This is a genomic window from Leucobacter sp. M11 (assembly GCF_035726885.1).
GTDB lineage: Bacteria > Actinomycetota > Actinomycetes > Actinomycetales > Microbacteriaceae > JAPFRB01.
In genome coordinates this window covers 685,329-690,266 of sequence record NZ_JAPFRB010000003.1, presented here as the reverse complement: position 1 = coordinate 690,266, position 4,938 = coordinate 685,329, and the positions used below count along the sequence as shown (strand labels likewise).

Sequence of the window (4,938 nt, the reverse complement as noted above, 5' to 3'; positions counted from 1 at the left end):
TCTGTCCCGCCAGGTCGCGGTCGGCCGGGTCGAGCACGGCGATGACCGGGTAGCCGCCCGTGAGCGGGTGGTCGGCGAGGAAGAGGACGGGCTGGCCGTCCGCGGGCACCTGAATCGCCCCCGGGACGGTGCCCTCGCTGGGCAGCTCGGCGGCGCGGAACTCGGGTGCCCGGTCGAGGGGCACCGACCCGGAGAGGCGCAGCCCCACCCGGTCTGACTGCGGGGTGACGCGCCAGGGCTGCTCGAGCAGGCGGTCTCTGGCGGCCGCGGCGAACCAATCGTCCCGCGGGCCGAGGTGCACCCGGAGGGTCACGACCGCCCCGGCGGCGGGCAGCTCCGCGCCCACGGGGGGTGCCTCGGGAAGCACAGCGGCGACCGCGAGGCCGAGGCCCGCAACCGGTCCGAGCGGGAGGCGGTCCCCCGCGGCGAGCGGCGCGGGGCCGAGGGCCGCGAGGGTGTCTGAGGCGCGGCTGCCGAGCACGGGCGGGGCCGCGATGCCGCCCCGGACCGCGAGCACGGTGCGCACCCCCGCGCTCGGGGCCCCGAGTCGGAGCCGCTCCCCCGCCGCCAGCGGGGTCGCGGTGTGCATTGGCACGGCGCGAGCCGTGCCCGCCGCGTCGATGCGCTCCGCGGGCACCGGGGCCCCCGTGAGCGCGACGAGGGCGTCGCCCTCGCTGAGTAGTTCCAGGCCCCCGTACGCGGCCTCGATCCCGGCCGCATCGACGGGGTTACCCACGAGCCGGTTCCCGGCCCGGAGCGCGCCCGCGTCGAGCACGCCGGAGCCGCTGACCCCGAGCGCGGCGACGCCCGGCCGGCCGAGGTCCTGGATGAGGCTCTGTGGGCCGACGGCCAGCACCCGGAGCGCGGGAGCGGGCCCGGCATCCGGTGCGGCCGCTGGCTCCGCCGGCGATGCCGCGCGTTGGCGCGCGGCATCGCCGGGCCCGCTCCCGGCGGCGGGCTCCGGCAGCGGCACGGCGCTCGCGGTCTCCTCGGCGACGAAGCGCACCCGGCCCCCGGGGATCAGCAGGGCGGGGATCTCGCGGGTCAGGTCCCACATCGGCCGCGAGGTCACCCCGATGAGCTGCCAGCCGCCGGGGCTGGCGCGCGGGTAGACCCCGCTGAACTCGCCCGCGAGCCCGACCGATCCCGCGGGGATGCGGGTCCGCGGGGCGGAGCGCCGGGGCACGGTGAGCCCGGCCCCCGGTGAGGTCAGATAGGCGAAGCCCGGCGCGAAGCCGGTGAAGGCCACCTGCCAGTCCTGGCCGGTGTGTCGTTCGATCACCTCGGCCTCGGCGATGCCGAGGAGCGCGGCCACCTCGGCGAGATCCGCGCCGACGTAGCGCACGGGCAGCTCGACCAGCGGGGCCTCGCGGCTCGCCCCCGCTGCATCGCTGGGGGCCGCGGCCGCGGCCTGCGCCGCGTGGCGCACCGCCTCGGCGGCCCAGGGCCGGTGCCGGACGAGCACCGTCCTCGCCGCGGGGACCAGCTCCCAGACCCCGGGGATGCGGGCATCGTTGAGCGCTCGGAACACCCGGAGGGCCTCGCCGAGGTCGGCGAGATCCACGAGCGTGGCGTCCCGGCCAGCGGGGAGGAGGCGCACGGCGCTCATCGCCCGGCGTCGGCGGTGAGGTCCCCGACGAAGGATCGGATCTCGACCTCGGCCTCGGTGAGGGCGCGGCGCACCCCGGCCGCCATCCGCACGGCCTCCGGGTTATCGCCGTGCACGCAGATCGATTCGGCACGCACCCGGACGGTGGAGCCGTCGATCGCGGTCACGGTGCCCTCCTGAACGAGCTGTCGCATCCGCTCGGCGACGAGGCCGGGCTCGTGGAGCACCGCCCCGGGATCGCGGCGGGACACCAGGGTGCCCTGCGGGGTGTAGGCGCGGTCCGCGAAGGCCTCGGCGATCGGGCGGAGCCCGGCTTCCTCGGCCAGGCGGAGCACCTGGGATCCCGCAAGACCGACAATCGGCAGGCTCGGGTCGACCGCCCGGATCGCCGCAATGACGTCGGCGGCCTGGCGCGGGTCCTGGGCGATCGTGTTGTAGAGCGCGCCGTGCGGCTTGACGTAGCGCACGCTCGCCCCGACCGAGGCGGCGATGCCCTGCAGCGCGCCGATCTGGTAGATCACGTCCGCCACGAGATCGGCGCTCTCCACGTCGATGTTGCGGCGGCCAAAGCCCGCGAGGTCGTGGTACCCGACGTGCGCCCCGATCACGACGCCGCGCTCGTGGGCCGCCAGCACCGTGCGCCGGATCGAACGGGGGTCCCCCGCGTGAAAGCCGCAGGCGATGTTCGCGCTGGACACGAGGTCGAGCATGTCGTCGTCGTTGCCGAAGGTCCAGCGGCCGAAGTGCTCGCCGAGGTCGCTATTGAGGTCGATCATGGGGGTCCTCCAGGGTTACAGGGACAGGAAGGCGAAGATCGGGCCGATCGAGACTGCCCCCATGTACCAGGTCAGCGCCGTGACCAGCGTACCTAGGGTGAGCAGGACCGGGTGGATCCGGGAGCCGCGAAGCAGGTCCCGGCGGAACCAGCCGATGTACATGAAGATCGTGAGCCCGATCGGCAGGATGAGCCCGTTGAAGCCGCCCGCGAAGACGAGCAGCGCGGCGGGCGCGGTGCCGAGGAACAGGTAGATCACGAGCGATACGGAGATGAAGGCGACCGTGGCCAGGTTGCGCGCGCGCAGGCTGATGCCCGGCTTGAACACGGTCGTGAACGAGATCGAGGTGTAGGCCGCGCCGATCACGCTCGTGATGCCCGCGGCCCAGAACACCAGGCCGAAGGCGCGCAGGCCAAACTGACCGGCGGCGGCGAGGAAGGCCTGCGCCGCGGGGTTCGCGGTCGCGCCGGAGATGTCGATCGTGACGCCGCTGGCGACCACGCCGAGGATCGCGAGGAAGAGCACGTAGCGCATCACGCCGGTCACGAGGATGCCCGTGACCGCGGCCTTGGTCACCTGGCGGATGTGCTCGGGACCGGCGGTGCCGCTGTCGAGGAGGCGATGCGCGCCCGCGTAGGTGATGTAGCCGCCCACGGTGCCGCCGACGATCGTCGTGATCATCGCGAAGTCCATCGTCTCGGGGAAGACCGTCTGGCGCAGCGCCTCGCCGATGGGCGGGTTCGAGGCGATGGCGACGAAGATCGTGAGGCCGATCATGAGGATGCCGAGGACGACCATCACGCGGTCCACGATGACCCCGGCCCGCTTGAACAGGAAGATGCCGATCGCGAGCACGGCGCTGATCGCGCCGCCGACCTTCGGGTCGAGGCCGAGCAGGGCGTTCATCCCCAGACCCGCGCCCGCAATGTTGCCGATGTTGAAGACGAGCCCGCCGAACATGACGAGCACGGCGAGCAGGTATCCGCTGTAGGGGATCGCCTGGTTGGCGAGCTCGGAGGCGCGCTTGCCCGTCAGGGTGACCATCTGCCAGATGTTCAGCTGCACGACGAAGTCGATCAGGATCGAGGCCAGGATGCCGAAGGCGAAGGAGGCCCCGAGCGTGACCGTGAACGTCGCGGTCTGGGTGATGAAGCCGGGGCCGATGGCCGAGGTGGCCATGAGGAAGATCGCGCCGACGAGGGAGGCCCGGCGGGCCTTCACAAAGGCGCCGGCGCTTGCTTTCGTCTCGGCGTCAGGGACTGCTGGGGCGTGCGTGGGAGTTTCGGAGGACAAGCAGGATCAACTTTCTTTGTTGGGGCCGCACCCGCCGCGCCACTGCGCCGGGGTCCGAGGCTTTTGCCCCAGCATACATTTGATGAACAAAAAGGCAAGATTGTTCAACGAACCAATCGTGTTCGCCGCACAAGAAAAACGGTGGAATCCGTGGCGGCGTCGAAGGATCGCTACACTTGCGGCATGACTCGCGCCGCTGCCGTTCCCTCCGAGCCCGGGGCCACGCGCGCCTCCCGCGGGGACGAGCTCGTGCTCGAACTGCGCGACGGGATCACCGCCGGGGTGCTCCGGCCCGGCGATCAGCTCTCGGAAACCGCGCTCGCCGAGCGACACGGCGTCTCACGGAATACGCTTCGCGAGGCGTTCCGCGCCCTCGTCCAGGAGGGGCTGCTCGTGCACCGCCCGCACCGGGGCGTGTTCGTCGCGGTGCCCAGCCTCTCGGCGATCATCGACATCTACCGGGTCCGCCGCCTCATTGAGGGGCCCGCCCTGGAGATGACCTTCCCCCAGCACCCCGCCAGCCTGCGCATGCGGGCCGCGGTGGAGCGGGCGCAGGCCGCCCGGGAGGCCGGGGACTGGCCCGCCGTCGGCACGGCGAACATGGCCTTCCACGCCGCGGTGGTCGATCTCGCGGACAGCGAGCGGCTGACCCGGCTGTTTGCGCAGTTGGCCGCCGAACTTCGGCTCGCCTTCGGCCTGCTCGACGACCCGGAGTTCCTGCACGCCCCGTACCTCGACCAGAACGTGCGGATCCTGGAGCTGTTCGAGGCGGGCCAGCGCGCCGAGGCCGCGGCGCTGCTGGATGCCTACCTCGTCCAGTCCGAGCGCACCATCCTCGCGGCCTATGCCCGCCACCTCAAGGAGCACCCGGACCCCTCAGCCGGGTGAGGCCTCCGGCGGGGTTTTCGGGGGAATTCGCGCCGGTCGTCGCCCCTCCCTCGGGGGAGTGCGTAGGGTGGGCTCATGACGAATCAGAACCCCACGAAGGTCACCATGTACGGCGCCGACTGGTGCGGCGACTGCCGCCGGGCGGAAAAACTCTTCACCGCAGCGGGCATCGACTGGGAGTACATCGACCTCATCGAGCAGGAGTCCGAGGTGGCGACCGCGAAGGCGATCAGCGGGCGCACCCAGATTCCCGTCGTCGTGTACCCCGATGGCTCGCACCAGGTGGAGCCGAGCAACCAGGACATGACCGCGAAGCTCCGCGAGCTGGGTCTCGTCCCCGCCGCGGAGTAGCCCCCGGACGGAACGCCCGGG

The 4,938-nt window shown here is 72.5% G+C and carries 5 protein-coding genes; 2 read left to right on the top strand and 3 right to left on the bottom strand.

The window, feature by feature from the left end:
• The 3 genes from OOT08_RS11695 to OOT08_RS11685 all read right to left on the bottom strand — a co-directional run.
• On the bottom strand, positions 1-1,609 hold a 1,609-nt coding region (locus tag OOT08_RS11695; protein ID WP_325092812.1), incomplete at its 3' end, for an urea amidolyase family protein.
• Positions 1,606-2,385: a LamB/YcsF family protein gene (locus OOT08_RS11690; protein WP_325092810.1), complete on the bottom strand. Its 780-nt coding sequence runs from the start codon at positions 2,383-2,385 to the stop codon at positions 1,606-1,608. The genes OOT08_RS11695 and OOT08_RS11690, both read right to left, overlap by 4 nt.
• Positions 2,386-2,400: 15 nt before the next feature.
• A complete protein-coding gene (locus OOT08_RS11685) occupies positions 2,401-3,678 on the bottom strand; it encodes an NRAMP family divalent metal transporter (RefSeq protein ID WP_442916227.1) in 1,278 nt (425 codons plus the stop codon).
• Positions 3,679-3,861: 183 nt separating this feature from the next.
• Between OOT08_RS11685 and OOT08_RS11680 the strand changes: the two genes are divergently transcribed.
• Together OOT08_RS11680 and OOT08_RS11675 are read left to right on the top strand one after the other, a co-directional pair.
• On the top strand, positions 3,862-4,566 hold the full coding sequence (locus OOT08_RS11680) for a GntR family transcriptional regulator (RefSeq protein ID WP_325092808.1): 705 nt from the start codon (positions 3,862-3,864) through the stop codon (positions 4,564-4,566).
• Positions 4,567-4,641: 75 nt separating this feature from the next.
• On the top strand, positions 4,642-4,917 hold the full coding sequence (locus OOT08_RS11675) for a glutaredoxin family protein (protein WP_325092806.1): 276 nt from the start codon (positions 4,642-4,644) through the stop codon (positions 4,915-4,917).
• The last annotated feature ends 21 nt before the right edge of the window (positions 4,918-4,938 follow it).

Coding starts and splice junctions, on each gene's coding strand:
- OOT08_RS11690 (WP_325092810.1), bottom strand. CDS start 2,385: ATGATCGACCTCAATAGCGACCTCGGCGAGCACTTCGGCCGCTGGACC.
- OOT08_RS11680 (WP_325092808.1), top strand. CDS start 3,862: ATGACTCGCGCCGCTGCCGTTCCCTCCGAGCCCGGGGCCACGCGCGCC.
- OOT08_RS11675 (WP_325092806.1), top strand. CDS start 4,642: ATGACGAATCAGAACCCCACGAAGGTCACCATGTACGGCGCCGACTGG.